Source organism: Arenibacter troitsensis (assembly GCF_900177645.1).
Lineage (GTDB): Bacteria > Bacteroidota > Bacteroidia > Flavobacteriales > Flavobacteriaceae > Arenibacter > Arenibacter troitsensis.
In genome coordinates this window covers 70,508-88,694 of sequence record NZ_FXAO01000009.1, presented here as the reverse complement: position 1 = coordinate 88,694, position 18,187 = coordinate 70,508, and the positions used below count along the sequence as shown (strand labels likewise).

Annotated in this window: 14 protein-coding genes and 1 pseudogene; 6 read left to right on the top strand and 9 right to left on the bottom strand. The window is 38.2% G+C overall.

Translation table 11 applies throughout. The features are described from left to right. The first annotated feature begins 18 nt into the window (after positions 1 to 18). Both B9Y87_RS18360 and gap read left to right on the top strand, forming a co-directional pair. On the top strand, positions 19 to 900 hold the full coding sequence (locus tag B9Y87_RS18360) for a PhzF family phenazine biosynthesis protein (RefSeq protein WP_085500430.1): 882 nt from the start codon (positions 19 to 21) through the stop codon (positions 898 to 900). 394 nt (positions 901 to 1,294) lie between these two features. Then, positions 1,295 to 2,284 (top strand): type I glyceraldehyde-3-phosphate dehydrogenase, encoded by a 990-nt coding sequence (gap, locus tag B9Y87_RS18355; protein ID WP_085500429.1) that lies wholly within the window; start codon positions 1,295 to 1,297, stop codon positions 2,282 to 2,284. Positions 2,285 to 2,950: 666 nt separating this feature from the next. Here the strand turns inward: gap and B9Y87_RS18345 are convergent. The 7 genes and pseudogenes from B9Y87_RS18345 to B9Y87_RS18315 form a co-directional block, all read right to left on the bottom strand. Continuing rightward, entirely contained in the window at positions 2,951 to 3,448 is a 498-nt protein-coding gene (locus tag B9Y87_RS18345; protein WP_085500427.1) for a YHS domain-containing (seleno)protein, read from the bottom strand. 185 nt (positions 3,449 to 3,633) lie between these two features. Beyond that, a complete protein-coding gene (locus B9Y87_RS18340) occupies positions 3,634 to 4,047 on the bottom strand; it encodes a nuclear transport factor 2 family protein (RefSeq protein ID WP_085500426.1) in 414 nt (137 codons plus the stop codon). A gap of 130 nt (positions 4,048 to 4,177) precedes the next feature. After that, a complete protein-coding gene (locus B9Y87_RS18335; protein ID WP_085500425.1) occupies positions 4,178 to 4,744 on the bottom strand; it encodes an RNA polymerase sigma factor in 567 nt (188 codons plus the stop codon). A 30-nt stretch (positions 4,745 to 4,774) separates the two neighbouring features. After that, positions 4,775 to 5,119 (bottom strand): N-acetyltransferase, encoded by a 345-nt coding sequence (locus tag B9Y87_RS18330; protein ID WP_085500424.1) that lies wholly within the window; start codon positions 5,117 to 5,119, stop codon positions 4,775 to 4,777. A gap of 266 nt (positions 5,120 to 5,385) precedes the next feature. Continuing rightward, positions 5,386 to 5,952 (bottom strand): annotated as a pseudogene (locus B9Y87_RS18325) (sulfite exporter TauE/SafE family protein); the annotation flags it as partial. A gap of 299 nt (positions 5,953 to 6,251) precedes the next feature. Then, entirely contained in the window at positions 6,252 to 6,980 is a 729-nt protein-coding gene (locus B9Y87_RS18320; RefSeq protein WP_085500422.1) for a cysteine hydrolase family protein, read from the bottom strand. 402 nt (positions 6,981 to 7,382) lie between these two features. Next, positions 7,383 to 8,024, bottom strand: a complete 642-nt coding sequence (locus tag B9Y87_RS18315; RefSeq protein ID WP_085500421.1) for a peroxiredoxin — start codon at positions 8,022 to 8,024, stop codon at positions 7,383 to 7,385. Positions 8,025 to 8,110: 86 nt separating this feature from the next. Here B9Y87_RS18315 and B9Y87_RS18310 point away from each other — a divergent pair, with 86 nt between their 5' ends. Further along, the gene (locus B9Y87_RS18310) at positions 8,111 to 8,869 is read left to right on the top strand and encodes a LytR/AlgR family response regulator transcription factor (RefSeq protein WP_176225672.1); all 759 of its coding nucleotides are present in this window, start codon (positions 8,111 to 8,113) and stop codon (positions 8,867 to 8,869) included. On the opposite strand, the gene B9Y87_RS18305 is transcribed toward B9Y87_RS18310, so the two are convergent. Beyond that, positions 8,861 to 9,907, bottom strand: coding sequence for a response regulator (locus B9Y87_RS18305; RefSeq protein ID WP_085500419.1), 1,047 nt, complete (start codon positions 9,905 to 9,907; stop codon positions 8,861 to 8,863). The genes B9Y87_RS18310 and B9Y87_RS18305 overlap by 9 nt on opposite strands. Continuing rightward, positions 9,897 to 15,674 (bottom strand): ATP-binding protein, encoded by a 5,778-nt coding sequence (locus tag B9Y87_RS18300; protein WP_085500418.1) that lies wholly within the window; start codon positions 15,672 to 15,674, stop codon positions 9,897 to 9,899. Before B9Y87_RS18300 ends, B9Y87_RS18305 begins: the two co-directional genes overlap by 11 nt. Positions 15,675 to 16,087: 413 nt before the next feature. On the opposite strand from B9Y87_RS18300, the gene B9Y87_RS18295 reads away from it, so the two are divergent. The 3 genes from B9Y87_RS18295 to B9Y87_RS18290 all read left to right on the top strand — a co-directional run bounded on the left by B9Y87_RS18295 (position 16,088) and on the right by B9Y87_RS18290 (position 18,001). Next, positions 16,088 to 16,870 (top strand): helix-turn-helix domain-containing protein, encoded by a 783-nt coding sequence (locus tag B9Y87_RS18295; RefSeq protein WP_085500417.1) that lies wholly within the window; start codon positions 16,088 to 16,090, stop codon positions 16,868 to 16,870. A gap of 136 nt (positions 16,871 to 17,006) precedes the next feature. Further along, positions 17,007 to 17,159 carry a hypothetical protein gene (locus B9Y87_RS22025; protein ID WP_176225671.1) on the top strand — a complete coding sequence of 51 codons (153 nt, stop codon included), beginning with the start codon at positions 17,007 to 17,009 and terminating at the stop codon, positions 17,157 to 17,159. Between the two features lie 107 nt (positions 17,160 to 17,266). Further along, positions 17,267 to 18,001, top strand: coding sequence for a cysteine hydrolase family protein (locus B9Y87_RS18290; RefSeq protein WP_085500416.1), 735 nt, complete (start codon positions 17,267 to 17,269; stop codon positions 17,999 to 18,001). Positions 18,002 to 18,187 lie beyond the last annotated feature (186 nt).

The following is an 18,187-nucleotide window of genomic DNA, read 5'->3' as shown; positions in this document are numbered from 1 at the left end:
AACATAAAAAAATTAAATATGGATAGTTCAAAAAAAACAGTTAAAGTACATATCCTTAACGCTTTTGCAGAAAACGGTAAAGGCGGAAATCCAGCAGGTGTTGTTTTAAACGCAGATGCCTTATCCAATAAAAGTAAGCTTGAAATTGCTAAAAAAGTAGGATTGTCAGAAACCGCTTTTGTTTCAAAATCCAAAACTGAAGACTTTAAATTGGACTTCTTTACACCCAAAAAACAAATAGCACATTGTGGACACGCTACAGTAGCCACATTTTCATATTTAAAACAAATAGGTACTCTAAAAAATGACAATTCTTCAAAAGAGACCATAGATGGAAAAAGAAAAATAGAAATAATTGGGGATTTGGCATATATGGAACAATTGGCTCCTATTTATACTGACGTAAGCCATAAGGAAACTTTAATTCTAAATTCCTTGGGATTAAAAAAGACCGACCTTATATCCAATGCTCCCATTCAAATAGTAAATACGGGAAATTCATTTATACTAGTTCCTATTAAAAACAATGAAATTCTGAAAAATTTAACCCCTGATTTTGAATTGATAAACGAAATCAGTGATGAATTCGATTTAATTGGCTATTACGCTTTCTCTACCAATACGGAGTATGACGCTACTACTAGGATGTTTGGTCCACGTTATGGAATACTGGAAGAATCGGGAACAGGAATGGCCGCCGGACCTCTTGGATGTTATTTATTTGACGTTTTGAAGATTAAGCAAAGAAGTTTCCAGATTCAACAAGGAAAATATATGAAAGAACCTTCACAAAGTTTGATAAACGTTAAGCTGAGAATTGAAAATGGAGAAATAAAAAGTTTAATGGCTGGTGGAAAGGGAATATTAAATAGACAAATGAAAATTGAAATAGATATATAAAACCTGGATTTATTGTTATTGCACCAATGGAGAAGTTGCTGGTGTCTCCATTTGGATCCATAGGGATCGAGGCCATTGTGAAAAACGGAATTGGTTGGAATACCGTACCGAAAAACTGAAAGGCATTAAGGTTTCTCATGGATTACCCTTGAAGGACATGTGTAAAATATTGTGAAGCCCAAGTAGAATTAAAAATATGAAGTAGATAACTTCTATTAGTGTACCGGACTTTATGTACAAAGTGGTGAGGGCATTTTTATTTGAGATTAGGAAAATTGACTTCAAGTGACCTCAGTACCTTGTTCAAAGATATGCGTGCGAAGATAATCAACAGGTTTTGGTACTGAGCCGAACATGCACAAGGAATTGGATTACGAACTAAATATTTATATAAATGAAAAAAGTAGCTATTAACGGAATGGGACGAATTGGTAGGGCCTCCCTAAAAGTAATCTTGGACTCAAAAGATTTGGCCCTAGTGGCAGTAAACGATATTCTACCTATAGATAACCTTGCCTATCTGCTTAAATATGATACCACCTATGGCCCTTATAGGAGAGATGTTTCATTTTCTGAAGATTCCTTAATCGTGGATGGCCAAAAGATTCGCTATCACCGTGAGCGGAATCCCAAGGATCTTCCGTGGAAGGAATACGATATAGATGTAGTTATTGAAAGTACGGGTGTTTTTACACAATCGGATGATGCTGCATTGCATTTGCAAGCTGGAGCCAGGACCGTTGTGATTTCAGCACCTACCAAAAGTCAAGACGCCCCCACCGTCGTGCACGGTGTAAATTCTTCAGTGGGGGATTCCCATATTTTTTCATGTGCCAGCTGTACCACAAATAACATCAGTCCTATTGTTGAAATACTTGGACGTACAGTGGGCATCCAAAAGGCCATAATGACAACCATACATGCGTATACGGCCTCTCAAAGTCTTATGGACAGTGCATCTCCAAAAAATCTGCGGATGGGAAGAGCTGCCGCCGATAATTTGGTGCCTACCAGTACGGGTGCAGCCATTGCCACTACCAAGGCTCTTCCAGAATTTGTTGGTAAGTTTGATGGGGTTGCAGTGCGGGTTCCTGTAAAGGTAGGTTCCATATCCGATATGACCTTCGTTACAAAACGCCCAGTGAGCACTGAAGAAATTAATGAAATCTTGGAATTGGAAGCTCGTGGAGAGCGTTATAGCGAAGTGCTATCCACTACCCGGGAAGCTCTGGTATCATCGGATATCATAGGTAGTCCTTATGCGGCTATTGTGGACCTTAATATGACCAGGGTGGTAGATGGTGACCTTTTAAAGGTCATGGCATGGTATGACAATGAATGGGGTTTTACCCATCAGATGATTCGACTAATTCAAAATCTTTAGAAAATATCCCTAATTGAATAATTGCCAATATGAACTTAAGGGAAGAAGATGGTTGTGCCCAAACTATAAATAGCCCCATGATGGGCTATGTATTTTTGCCACAATTTGGCAAACGTTATTGTAATATTTTGGAAACTTCTATTACATGAGAAGGTTAGATTGTATAAGCTTTTTCTTTATGTTTTTATAATTTAGACTTAGATGTACATATGCGTTGAACAATCAGTATTATGGTTTAGGATATTACCTTAAAATATAGTGATATTCGCACTGTATTTATTAAGACCACTATTGTTAAATGGAACACTGTTTCCTAAAAATAAAACGGTCCCCGGGCTATGCCCCGCGTTTTTATAAAGCTCTTACATTATCTCATCCAATTGTTTTGGATCCCCTATTCCTGGATATCCCAGAAAATAAAAATCATGTTGAACATCTTTGTCCAAAGAAGAATTTAAAGACTTCTTCTATTAACCTAATACTTCCTCTTGGGCCAGCAAAACAATCAATGGGATTAATAGATAATTGATTTTACTATACATCGGCTTCATATGTACATAGGAATTTTGATGGCATGTAAAAGCCGCTTTACTGGATCTGATCGGAGAGAGGAGTTTTGGAAGTCAGTTAAAGCGGCTCTTGCAGTATTTTATAATTGAATAGTCATCAAGGGGCAAACGTTTGGAACTTTGCCATATTTTGCCAGTTCTTGTTAGCTTGGGCAATGTGCTTCTCCTTACCTTCTTTTTCCCAAACCTTAACAAAGTCTCCTTCTACATTAATGGTAAACAGATATAACTTGCCATCAATAACACGAAAACTATTGGGTTCTGGGTGGAATTTTCCTCCTAAAGAAACTGCGAACGCACACCAGCCACCATACTGTGGTATGTATTTAACTGGGTTTGCCTTAAACTTTTCCAATTGTTGTTTATTCATAAAGTAATAGGTAAGCCCATCATAGGTGGCCTTGTACTCTTTTTTTCCCAATTGCGCCTTACCATTTTCAATATAGGATACTGAGCTGTAGCCATTAAGGGCAATCATGCTCTCATCTGTGCTGTAACTATGTGACTGGGCCATTAGTGAACCCATCCCAAGAAATAATGACCAGCTTAAGACAAGTAACCACTTGATACTTTTATTGTAATTTGTTGCATTCATAATAATTTGTTTTAAAAATTTGTAATTTATATTTATTGTTTCGTTTCAAAATTAGCCAGATGGAAGATGCGGTATTTTAGTAAACCTTGCAGGATGTCTGAAAACTGCTATTTCCGTTCAGGACTGAAATTGCCATTAGAGCCCCAGCTTTATTTAGGAAATACTATTTCCATTAAGTTTTTATCCTATAATTGGCGATCCTTTTCGTGTATAGGTAAATCATTAATACTTGCGTATCGCTTACGCATAAGTCCATTTTCATTGAATTCCCAATTCTCATTGCCATAAGCCCTGAACCATTGGCCAGATCTATTGCGATACTCATACTCAAACCGCACGGCAATTCTATTGTGGGAATGTGCCCAATATTCCTTTTTTAACTGGTAATCAAGTTCATTTTGCCATTTATCCTTAAGGAATTTCTGAATTTCGGCACGACCTGTAATAAATTGTGAACGGTTTCGCCATTCGCTATCGACCGTATAGGCTAAGGAAACTGCAATGGGATCTTGGCTGTTCCAGGCATCTTCCGCCAATTTTATTTTTATTTTGGCCGATTCCTCTGTAAATGGAGGTATTGGCAATTTTTTGTCACTCATAATTCTGTATTTGCTGTTCTGTATGTTTTCGATATTTATATGTATACTGCCTATACAATTTCAGGCAGGAAATGCCAACCCGGTAAAAGATCAATTGTATGTCTAGCCAAAAATGTTTCATGAAATGGATTTAAGCAACTTCGTACCAATTATGATTGAGGTAATGTCTTATTTTTTTACGTGCACGACTCAATGCTACCCAACTATTTAACTTGTTAATACCCAGTGTACTGCATATTTCCTCGGTGCTGCATCCATTAATTTTCATGCTTAAAACTTTTCGCTCCTGTTTGCACAATAGCTCAAGGCCGGAATTTAGTATGGTGTCAAGCTCACTAGCATAAAGAAGTTTCATTACATCGTTATCATCCCGGCTGTTGGATGGACTTTCCAGGTTCCGCCAGGCCGGGTAATCGGAAAGACGTATGGCGGTTTGCCAAAGTTTACCTTGTTGAGTATTGGCCTTTCGGTAATGATCCGTGATTTTGTTGTTCAAAATGGCTGTAAGCCAAACACGTTCACTAGAGTGCCCTCTAAAACGTGGTGCGGCCTTTAAGGCTGCCAGAAAAGTATCTTGTACAATATCCTCAACCAAGTCGCTCGGAAGTTTACGGCGAGCCATTGTAGAAAGATAATCCTGGTGTCGAATGGACCACATTTGAGGTTCCAATCCATTTGATTTTGCTATTGCTTCCATAATATTAGGTATTAATTTATATTATTTACTTTAGGCCACTGGCTTGGTATAGTGGTTTAATGGGCTATCATAAGCTACCAGTTTTTGGTAACGGGAGTTTTTTTGAAGATATTTTTTTACCTCTAGGTCTACTGGAACAACCTTGAAATCTGCTTGGTATATATATTCCAACACCCGCTCTATCAAGGCATTGCCAACCTCAACCTGGTTGAGGTATTTAGATATCTCAAGTCTGGATAAAACTATTTTACTCTTCTCTTTCATATGGTATTCTAGTGATGCGAGCTGGCCATTTAAGTGGAACTGAAAATAGCTTTTGGCGGCGTCGGACTTGAACACTAATGGCAAACGGTTAATGTTACTTTCTGGAAACATAATTTTATTGTTTTTTAGAGAAGGAAATGCTTCCCCTAGTTCAACTATTTCTAAGGTTATAAGGACTTGAATTCTCTTTATATCCTTTACAAAAATCCAGTTTTAGCTGCTCCTAGTTTTGTTGGTAATTGCCAGATTATAGTAAAATTGCTATCCAATTGGATATACAATGTGAACCCCAAGCATCAGTAATCCAATGAACACAAACAATAGGGGCAGCCCTATTTTTATGTGGACCTCAGGTAATACTTTTTGAAGTAGTGGACCTAATGGCCTCCTATTAGAACTCCGGGGATAGTAAACCAAATCATATTGGTAATATCTGTTAAAGCCCCTTCCGGTGAGTGGAAAAAGAACTGATAAAAATGACCGATGGACGCAAACAATACGGTCAATACCACCGTAAAAACGGCTGTTGCCACAGCTACCGGTGTTGGTGTTCTACATTGCGAAACCAAATGATAGTCAATTAATTCTCCCAGCCCCACCGAGATTAGACCAACAAATATTCCTCCTAACATCCCAAAGAATCCCGCTATTGGCTTGTTGCAATAGGTATATCCAAATTCCCGATGCCAACGGTCTACAAGGCAAGTGGTTTCCATTAGGCTATGGGTTTCTAAGGTCTGGTTTAACAAGGAGCTGGCTTTGAAATGGGCCCGTAAAATCTGTATTCCTAGGTATAGCATCCCTATTCCAAACATAATTTTAAGGTTGTGGGCAGAAACAATAGGTGATATTAAGGCCCCTAAAACGGTCGCAGGTATAGAATATTTTAATATGTCCCATCCTAGACTAAAATCAATCAATTTACTCCGTAAATAGGCTATTACTCCAGAAGTGAAATTAAAAAGTTACGTCAACAAGGCCTTACCTATCACAATCTGAGCCTTCAGTCCCAAGACAAATATAGAGAGGGGAAAAGAAAATGGTCCCTCCAATTCATGAGGCCATGGCCATAGTTGATATCGCAATTGACAATGGCAAAAGGTACCAAAGATCATAAGTGAATTCCATTTTGTATTTTTAAAAAGAAGGGAGGTCTTTAAAACGTACCTCCCTTCCAAACCAAACTAATCAACACTAATAAGATGTTATCGTGAAACCTTGGTCTACCCCAAAAAATCTTTAATTACTCTTCTGCAAGAATCTTTCGTGATTCCAATACTATCTCCAATTGACTTGTGGTATAAACTTCGCTGGCCATCATCACAAAATTCGTTTGGGCTGCTTGGTCGCCATCAAGGTTTGGCAGTTTAGCGGAGCCCGTTGCATCACCGACCACAGCGACCTCGAAACCACATTCCAAAAGTTCTCTCATATGCGATTCTACGCATAGATTGCCGGACATCCCGGCCAATATCACTTTGTCTATCTTCTGTTTGCGCAATTGAAGTACTAGATCATTGTTTTCAGGTCCAAATACCTTATGTGGACTTACAACGGTGACTCTTTCTTTATCATTTATATAAGGCTTGTATCTTTCGAGCCAATCTGCACCCGACCCCTCAAAGCCTTCTACGTTTAACTGATCTCCCCTATCGAACATGTTTATATTGTGCATCAACTTCTCCAAGGTCCCTTCAAACTGCCATCCGTGGTCGTGTTCGTAGTAATAATGTGGGGATACGAAAACATGTATTCCATTTTCTGCACCCAGTCGAAACAAGGTTTCAATGTTGCCAATTGCATTATTTTCAATTACACTTTCTCCAACAGCACCCCATGCTACTCCGTCTGGACTAAGAAAATCCTTTTGAGGATCTACAATTACGATAGCCGTATGGCGGTCGATTTCAAAACCTGATACTGGTAATTGTGCAGTTTCCTTGCCCTGTTTTGCTTTTTCTGTAGAATTCATAGTTTCAGCTTTGTTTTAAGTTATATGCATTAATTTTTTATAACGTAAATCTCCCTCAAAACAGAAACCTATATTATTCTGTGATTGCCAAAATGTTTCCAATTTGCCAAATAAAGGCTTAGTATGGTCCAAGGCTATTGGTTAGTACTTATTGTTGTGCTGAGGTAGATGTGGGTATAACTGGAATCTATAAAGTGGATGGACCGTAGGTATATCTGTCATTTTTTCCTAGAAAATAAAACAGAGACATTATAACTGAAGTCTGGCCTTAACTAATGGTCACAGATTAGATTAGATTGAAGGACCAATTATCATGAAATAACAACCTTCTAGGAAAAGTAAAAAAGGATAAAAAGTAAATTAGCAGGGCACATTTGAATACATCCGCTACAGATTTCAATATTATTTCTTTATCGAAGGATCTTCTGAAAATTGAAGGTATGGAACTCCCTGAATCATGTGATTAGTTTGTTTTACATTCCGTTGATCCTCCGAAATCTTTGGATCTAAAAGTACATCCTTCTCGGGTTTCCAATTTGCAGGAGTAAGTACTTGGTGTTTCTCATGCAACTGTAGCGCATCGATTACTCGCAATATTTCGTCAAAATTTCTGCCTATTGCCATGGGATAGGTCAGGTGAAGTTGGATGTCCTTGTTGGGGCCTATTATAAAGACAGATCGTACCGTGTGTGTACTGGATACTCCTTCATGGATCATTCCATAGCGCTTGGCTATGGTCCTTTCCTCATCTGCTATAATAGGGAATCGCACCTTTACGTTCATAGATTTTTCAATGTCTGTTTTCCACCCAAAATGGGATTCCAGACTGTCAATACTAAGTGCAATGGCCTTGATATTTCGTGATATAAATTCCTGTTCCAATTGCGCTACCACACCTAGTTCAGTTGTACATACTGGTGTATAGTCCTCTGGATGGGAAAACAGTAAACCCCATGAATCCCCAAGCCATTGGTGGAAACAAATCTCCCCTTCCGTTGTTACCGCCTCGAAATCTGGTGCTAAACTACCTATACCCAATAGCATCTATAAACATTTGATTATGAATGCAAAATAAAGATATTTATACAAAAATCTATATATTTAGGCCTTTAATTGCAATTTCAAATATAATGACCTTTCAAATTCGGTCAATTTTGGTAGATGATGAACAAAGGCATCACGATATTTTGGGAAAGATGTTGGTAACCTTTTGTCCGAATGTAAGCTTGATCGGGCATGCCTTTTCTATTAATGAGGCGGTTTCCTTAATCAAGGAGGAAAAGCCAGAATTGGTCTTTCTGGATATAGAAATGCCCGATGGCAACGGATTTACACTTTTTGATTATTTTGAAGAACCTCCTTTTGAGGTTATCTTTACTACAGCCCATGACCTATATGCGATTAACGCTATTAAATATGCAGCTTTGGATTATCTCTTAAAGCCAATAAACATTCAGGAATTGAAGCAATCGGTGGAACGTGCCGGCAAAATATTGGCCAAGCAGGCTCCTTCCCGTGAAGGTGAATACCAAGTGCTCAAGGACAATATGCATATACAGGATAGAAAATTCACCAAAATAGCTTTACGATCTTCCGAAGGAATTGATTTTGTGGAAGCCAATCAATTGCTACATGTAGAGGCCAATCATGTTTATTCCAATTTCTATCTTGTTAATGGCAAGAAGATAATGGTTTCAAAACCTTTGGGAGACTTTGAACCATTGTTGGAGTCCTGTAATTTTTTCCGGGTCCACAAATCCCATATGGTCAATTTGGATCATATTAAGAAATACATTAAAGGTAAAGGTGGTTACCTAATTTTAACAGATGGGTCTCATGTGGACGTATCGGTTAGAAAGAAGGAGGAGCTACTCAAAAGATTAATGTAGATCATTGGGCAAAGATAGTTTTACTAAAGTGCCGGCGGGTTCATCCCCATTCCACAAATCTTTAACTGTAACACTGAATTCCTCACCTCCAAATTCCATCTTCAATAGTGCAAGACGGGCTTCAATATTCGACATGGCGACAGAACGATATTGGTTTTCTTTAATTTTGGAAGCTCTTGACCTACCTATGCCATTGTCCTGAATGGTACATGAGATAAAATTGTCGGTTTCTACAATTTCTAAGATAAGATGGCCTGGTCTAGATGATTTTCTTAAGCCATGAATTATAGCATTTTCAAGATAAGGCTGAATAAGCATGGGGGGAATCATAATATTTTCAGGAGTTGAAACGTTTATTCGGACCTCATAGGTAAAGGCATTGTTAAACCGCATTTTCTCAAGTTTTAAATAAGTTTTCAAAAACTGCAGTTCGTTTGCCAGGGTTATGTGCGGTACCATGGAATTTTCTAGGTTCTGCCTCATAAGACCAGCAAATTCTGAAAGAAAATTGAGGACTTTCTCCATTTCGTTTGCCAGAACAAATTCTTGAATCGAGGAAAGGGAATTGAAAATAAAATGTGGATTCATTTGGGAAGACAACATTTTCATTCTAGCCCTTAAGGCCTCCTGTCGTCGCCTATTTATTTCGTTTTGATGGAACCTGGACGCGGATATCACCGATCTTACACGAGCTTTTAATATCTCATGATGTATAGGCTTCCTAATATAGTCGTTTGCACCTAAATCAAAACACTTGGATAGTGTCTCTTCTTCTTCTTCCGCACTTATTATTATTACCGGAAGAGTTCTATATTTAGGGTTGCTTCTCATTTGTCGCAATAATTCATAACCATCAGCCCCAGGTAAATTGACATCCAGTAGAACCAAATCATATTGATGATTGAAAAGCCGTTGAAATAAAAACTGCCCTTTTGGTATAAAAGAAATGTTGTAACCAACATCTGCCAGAACATGATTGATTTGTTCGAGGACTTGTCGATTGTCATCCACAATAAGAATAGAGGCACTATCCTGCATTCAAAGCACTTGTTAAAAATTCTTGTAAAGCCAAATCATCTCCCGTATAAATGGCATCCTCCAATTCACTATAAATGTTTGGGGGTAGCAGTTCGCTTAAAGTCCCTGCTACTGCGACCAACTTTTCAGTTTCAAAAATGGGAAGGCTTTTAATAGTATTTAGGGCATTAATTTTTTTCTCCAATTGTTTTCCGTTCAGAATCCCTAACTTTTTTGTGGATTCCTCTGTTTTAGGGAGGTAATGTTTAAGTAGTTTTACCAACTGTTCCAATTTTATGGGCTTGGTTAGATACGCAGAAAATCCTGCCTTTAGTGCAGCTTCCTGTTGTTCCTTAAAGGCATCGGCGGATAATCCAACAACAGGTACATTTTTATTGAACCTACGTATTTTAATCAGTGTATCAAATCCGTCAATCTTTGGCATATGGATGTCCATAAAAATAATGTCCGGATTAAAGCGTTTTGCAATTGAAATTCCCTCCTTCCCATTGTTTGCCACCATAATTTCAGATCCAAGTTCAGCAAACAGTGCCCTAATCATTTCTTGATTCAAGGGATGATCTTCAACCACTAAAATCTTACTTTTAAGAGGAATCTGGTACTTGGCGAACAATATTTCGGGATATTCCGCCTGGGGAGAAGTGGCCGGTTCATATGGGATTCGTATGGTAAAGCAGGTTCCCCTACCCTCTTCACTTTCCACATTGATACTCCCATTTAATATTTCAACCAAACTTTTGGTGATAGCTAAGCCAAGACCTGTTCCTCCGTATTTTCTATCGGTTCCAGCATCAGCCTGGGTAAATGGTTCAAAAATTCGTTCCAAATCGGGGGTTGGAATACCAATTCCCTGATCTGATATCCTAAATACTATAAACCCGTCTTCCGGATAGAGTTTGAGTTTCACACAATTGGAAGAAGGGGTGAACTTAATTGCGTTACCAATAATGTTCATCAAAATTTGTTTGATTTTGCTTCGGTCGGAACGTATATACCTAGGGGTGCCTGGAGCCAAGTCGTAAACGACTTTTACTTCTTTGGATTTAGCAAGACTATTTTGAATGCGATAAACAGACAGGAATAGTTGTCTAAGGTCCATATCCTGCTGGGCGATTCCCATTTTTCCAGCCTCTATTTTCGATAGGTCCAGGATATCTTGGATTATTTCCGACAGGGATTCGGCGCTTTGATAAATATTACTTAAGTAACGGCGAAAAGAATAAGTTAATTCAAGTGATCTACTTTGGTTGGCCAAAATTTGTGCAAAACCGACAATGGCATTAAGAGGCGTACGTATTTCATGACTCATATTGGCGAGGAATTGTGATTTTGCCCTATTTGCGTTGTCCGCATCATTCTTTGCAAAAATTAAGTCGCGCTCTGCTTCCTTTCTCATCTCGATTTCATGTCGTAAATGTTGGGTTCGTTCTTTTATCTTACCTTCAAGGGCCTGATTGAGTTTTGCCAATTCTTTTTGGGAAGTTGCCAATTCCAGGTTCAAATTTATGGCTTGTTCGTACAAAATGGAATTGGCAATGGAGATAGCCGCTTGGGAGGCAATAACGCGCAACACTTCCAAGCCTCCTTCGTTAAACATTCCGGTCATTTGGCTATTGGCAATATATAATACGCCAATGAGATCGTTTTGTTTAATAAGGGGTAATAATAATAAGGAACCCGTTGTATTGATCTCGGAAAATTCAGAGCTTGTATAATATTCGGCTAAATTATCAATACATAATTCTTTTTTACTTAAAATTACATGTTCAATGAGGCTAATGGGCAAGGCTGTTGAAGTATTTAATGTACATTCGGTAATCTGCCCATTGGAGGAATCTGTAGAATCAATATAGGCCGCCACATTCGGTTCCGAATCATTAAGTAAGACAAGAGCCCCCTTATCTGCGCCAGCATTCTCCATTACAACCTGTAAAAGATATTGTACAAGTCTGTCTTGATTAACTTCTGCCGATATGGCTTGAGTGGCCTTTATTAAACTTTGAAAATCAAATCCTAGGGCTTCATTGCGGTTTATTCCCGAAGTTATTTGTTGGTCCACTTTATCATTCCCATCCTTGAATTCCACTCCCCACGCCAAAAATAGTTTGGTGGCTTCATTCTTTAAGGCCTCCTTTATAAATCCATAGCGTTCCTTGGGCAGAGCCCTTTGTAACACGTCCGTAAATAATGCTCTGACGGCAAAATGGCCACTGTTTTTTGGGGATCTTAAAACCTCTTCAATTTTATCCGCTATATTGTGAAGATTACCCGATTTACACTCCCAAAGGAGTTCTACCATTTGGTATTCAACCCAAAAATTGTTTGGTAATGTTTTTGCCCAATTTTTTAGGTTTTCCTGTCTGGAAGCCACGCGTTCCAATACCTTTTCATTAGGGTTCTTTAACAGCATGAGTTCGCAAACTGACTGCAGGATATGATATCGAAAAAACTGGGGTTCCGAGCTCGAAAATTGCAATATTGTCTCATGACGTTGGAAATATTTGTTTGCCTCTTCGTAATTTCCCTTAAGACAATACACCCATCCAATGAGTATATGGTAACTAGACAATGAGACCTGGCAATTATGCTCCTTTAAAAACTGCAGAGCCCATTCCTCATTTGAAACATAGACTTCAGGTTTATAACCACTTAACCTGCATCCTATGGATTTTAACAAATATATTTGAGCAATAAACCCTTTAGAGGAATTGATTCCCAGGGCATCTATCGAATCATCACACAACCTTAAAAAACCTTCAAGCTTTGTGCCTGTTAGTAATTGGTTCCGAATTTTAGCATACATCAAATTGTTAGCACCCTGGGTATCTCCTCGTTCTATACAATGTTCTATTCCTACATTTAAAGTATCTTCCAATTCATCGTATTTTTTAAGGAACGGGCCCATTAAAATGTGATAAACAGATATAGTTCTATTATAATACTTATGAGATACATTGGAATCCAACATGTTTAAAGCAAAACTGCACATTTCCTTACCTTTATCATGAGACCCATATTTATAACAAAGTAGTGAACCTAATTGAATCATAATGAAAGGTGCCGAATTGACTGGACCGTTACGAAATATCAGATTTCCTAACTTCAGAAGGATTAAAATATAAAGATCGGGGTTGGAACGATAAGCAGAAGAACACATATTTACCAGGATGGATATCCCATACCTAATAATTTCTGAGGGTATTTTAATATTTGTGCCATATTCCTTAAGATGTTCTGGCATTGTTCTCTGGAATTTTTCATATTCCAAATCAATTATTTCCGATAATGACTTATCTTGATTTTGTGAATATAATGGAATACCTAAGGCTTGAAGAGCACGCAAACCTTCCGCTGCATTTTCATCGTATTTGGAATAGGCCTCATAAAACTTAATATTCAAGAGATAAACCTCGTAGGTTTGTTTAAAGTTTAATGCCGCTTCTAGTGCCCGCTTTGCAAAATCCTTGCCCTCGTTCATAGACTTCATAAGAAAATACGCCTTGGCAAGCTCAAATAGAACCTCGAAAACATAAGTATTCAAATTAAACTTTTCTTGTAATTCCAGAGCAAAATTCAAATATTTTTGGGCTGTTGCAGGAGAATTGGAGTCGTTGGCCAGTTGTCCGGCCTGCAATATAAACCCTAGTGCCATAGCAACTGTTTCCCCTTGTAGGTGACTTCGGGACTGTAGCAAATGTTCAACGAATTGATTTAATTCTATAGTGCCATGAAATTTACCTATTTTCAGATGGTATATTGCCAGAGCAAAATGCAATGCATCCTTCTTTATATCAAAATTTGGAATAGTGAGATGAAGGGATGCTTGCTGAACCCCTTTGTGGCTAAATGTATAGGAAACTTGATCTTGGACTATTCTGGTCAGCAATCCGGCCTCGGTAAGCAATTCCAAAAATAGAATAACGATTTCTTCTGGAAAATTGCAAACAGATGCCAATAGGGGAACATTGAACCTTCCATTGTTGAAGGCTGCCACTTTTAGTAGAATTTGAGCTTGATAAGATTGCGTCAATAATTGTTTTGCATAAAAGGCAACTACGTTATCTGCTACTTCTTGCCGCATTACACTTTCCAAATGGTATTGCCATCGGTGTCCGACGGAATCGTAAGTCAATACTTTATCTTCATGGAGCGACTGTAGAAAGTGCTGAATATAATATGGATTGCCGTGTGTTTTCTTATAAATAACAGCAGATAGATCACTAATCCGATCACATTCAACGGATAGGGCATCCACAACAATTTGATGTGTGGCCGCTTGGCTTAATGTCTCCAACCTTACGACTGGAACACCCTTGTTGGCATTTCGCAGTGTTAGTTGTAAATCTCGTAATGGATGTTTTTCGGAAATATCATCAGGATTGTAGGCAAGGACAAACATTACCCTTGAAATAGGGGCCAATGCCATATATTTGAACAATTTGATCGACGAAGCGTCGCACCACTGAACATCATCTATAAAAATTACCCGCTTCAATCCGATGCCATCCAAGGTTCTACAGTAGCGTGCAAAACAGTTCATAAAGCGATCACCGGTCTCCAAAGGCCCCAATTCCTCTGGAGGAGGAAGATTGCCTGTAAGTTCCTTCAAGTCAGGTATTACTTCAAATAAAACGGAGAGGTCGGAACCTAGTCCTGATGTAAAAATATCCCGGATTTCTGAATGGCTTCGACCTGATTTAATCAAGATTCGCTGTGCAACATTGCGGAAAGCTTGTTGAAATGCCCGGTATGGAGTTGATTGGGATTCGTCAAACGCCCCATAAGAATAAAGGGTATCCGATTCGTTGATGGCAGATTCAAAAGCTTTTCCAAGTCGAGTTTTACCCACCCCCGATGAACCTTCAAGAAAAACCACAGCCGATGCACCTTCACGTACCTCATAATATTTGTCCAGCAACTTTTGAAGTGCATCATTTCTTTCAAGAAGGGTTCCTGAAATGTTAATTACCCCAGGGTTGTAGTTTATACTCAATTTGGGAATTTCAATTATTTCCCCTCTACTAAATTGAAACTGTAGAGTTGTTAAATCTCTGAGAATCCCATGGGCAGATTGGTATCGATCCTCCAATTTTTTTTCCAAAAGTCCACGGATTATGAGATAAATACCGGTGTGCTGCCATGGAGAATCCACTCCACCTCCAACATACGGTTCGGTTAAGTGCTTATACAATACTTCCTGTCTATCTCCTGCTTTAATAAAATGTTCGCCGGTAAGCCAATAATGAAGTAGGACTCCCAATCCATAAAAGTCAGCCCTATAATCTGGCTGTACGTTACTGCGTTCACTGTATTCCGGTGCCAGGAAATAGAAGTAATTATCGTGATATGCCGTTAAATCATTTTTGGAATATGATTTCTTAAACAGTGAGAGACCAAGAAGAATTAGCTCTCCAGTATGACCTATCTCAAAACGGTCATCACTAAGAATTCCGAAGCAGTGTTTGGCTTGATGAACTGCCAGTATGGCTTTGGTAAGCACTACAGCTCGATTGATGTATTCTATGAACTCGGATGTTCTTTTCGGTACTTTGGGAAAATCCTTGGCAGGTAAAGAAATATGGTAAGTAAGGCGTTTAGGGCCGATATGGGTTAATTCTTTTATTCCTACACCTTTGAAAAAAGAAGTCTCAGTTAGATTCTGAATTAAAGCCGTTTGGATTTCTCCTGACGTCTTTTCCTCAATCGAACAGATCTCTGAAGAAGAATTAAATTTAAGGTCTACACCTTTAATTTTTATCGGATTCATTAGGTATCTATTTGGAATACAATTTACTAATTTCTATTCAAATGTCTTAAACGTTAAGAAGCTGAACAGCAACGTTGGGAAGATATTTTGAATGCCCATAGCTGATAAATGATGCCAAAACATAATAATTTGGTAAGTAATACTGTCAAATTAACCCTTTTCAACTTCAATTAACACACTTATAAGGAAAATGTCTTCACTGAGAAAAAGTGGCTAGTAAAGCAGTGGAGTGCAAATTACTTTTGGCATGTGTTGGTTGTGGAACCTGCAGGATACGCATCAATGGCAAAGGTCCAAACAATAGTTAAAAAGACAGGGTAATTACACCAAGAAATATTTCGAAACGCTTCTGACTAACCGGTAATAACGAACGTTTCAAAAAACAATTTAAAAAACCATAAAATATAGAAACCATGAAATACGTAAGCCATATCCACCAAGAAATATTGGACAGAAGCTCAATTAAAAATCTTGCACACAAATACCCAATTATACTATTCCTTATAAAAGATGGGCACAATTCAACGGAAGAATCGGTCTCCGATAAGAAATACCAATTTATGTATACGTTGAATCCTATGCCCAATTTCAAGCCTAAGGCTCCTTTGGTGTTTGGTATGTATAATGGCATTTTTGGTACTATGAATCCTGAAATGGATACCCAGAGTTTTGAACATATACCTATACTTGATAATCCTTTAAGTAATCAACTTGCCCTCTACGTGGTACAGGAACTGCAATTCTGCCCAAATGAAGATAAATCATACCTGGAAAATATGATTGTTACCATGGCGGACCTATTAGTAAAAAGGTACTATTTGCAGAAAGAGATAAGCTGTAACTTACAAATGGGATTGACGCCTTTTATTGTTCAGAAAATACAACAATATGTTATAAAGCATATAGATCGTCCAATTCTGACCTCTGAATTAGCTAAAGTAGCCCGATTGAGCATACACCATTTTATAAGGGTGTTCAAAAAAACAACTGGAGAAACTCCCCACCAATTTATAATGCGGCTAAAATTGGAACAAGCAAAAAAACTTCTCATTTCAACTGAGGAAAGTATAATCCAAATAGGAATGGGTGTTGGATGCGACAATCCAAGCCACTTCTCCCAATTATTCAAGACAAATTTTGGCGTACCCCCATTAAAATTTAGAAAAGCCTATCAAATAGGTATGTTATCCGCATGAACTTTTTTATGCACTTATCACATATCAAAGATATATCAAAATGCGACTTACTCAAATTGATAATAAAAGACCAATTAGCAAGGTAAAAGAGTGCACAATGCTGTTCCCAGCAACTTAATCATAAAAAATAAACATCATGAACTTAATACACAAGATAAAATTGCTATTAAAAATGGGTAACAAGCAAAAGACAAAGACTATGGTGCCCGATGATTGTGATAAAGAAAAACCTTATGAAAACCATGCTGACATGGAGGAAATTTACGATGACACAGGGTTATTTATATAAAACAAGATTATGATGCCCATTAAAACGTCAACTTATTAATTAGGAGTTGCGATTGAAAGGCGCTCTATTTCAATTACAAATACATTTTAATCCTTAATATATATACTATGAAAACTACATTTTCTAAAACGATTTTATTTCTAGCATTTTTAACAACATCATTCAATGAATTAATTGCCCAACTACCAGAGCCTGGATTTGTAATAGACGGGAATACGGCAATAGTCATCACAGATCCACAGAACGATTTTTTGAGCCCCCAAGGAGTGGCATGGGGAGCTGTGGGTGAAAGTGTCAAGGAGAACAATACCATTGAAAACTTGGAAACGATTTTCAAGTTGGGGGAAAAACACGATATCCCCGTTTTTGTCTCCCCTCATTATTATTATGAGCACGACCATGTATGGAAGTTTGAGGGTACCTTGGAAAAGTTGATGCACAATATTTCCATGTTCGACCGTGGGGACCAGTTGAATGTCAAGGGTTTTGAAGGATCGGGAGCGGATTGGTTGCCCAGATATAAAAAGTATATCAAAAAGGACAGAGTGGTGGTTACGAGCCCGCATAAAGTATTCGGACCCGAGTCCAATGATCTTGCCCTACAGCTGAGAAAACAAAAAATAGATAAAGTGATCTTGGCCGGGATGTCCGGTAACCTTTGTGCCGAATCCCACATGAGGGACCTTATCGAAGCCGGATTTGAAGTGGCCGTGGTAGGCGATGCCACGGCATCTGCCAAATTACCCGGTTTGGACGGGAACCAGGCCGCACAGACCAATTACAAAATGGTATCCAGCAAAGTTTTTACCACCAAAGAACTTGAACAGGTACTTAATAAATAGAAGTATTAACATTGAGATATAGGGAAAACAATAGAAAAATTCTTACCCTTGTGTTTACTAAGTTTATTACCATTGATACACTTTATAAGGCCAATATAGCTCAGGTTTAAGGCCTCTTCTTAGACATTTGTATTATTTTTTCAACAAGCTTCGTTAGCTATAGGCTTTTATTTTGCAAAATGTGGT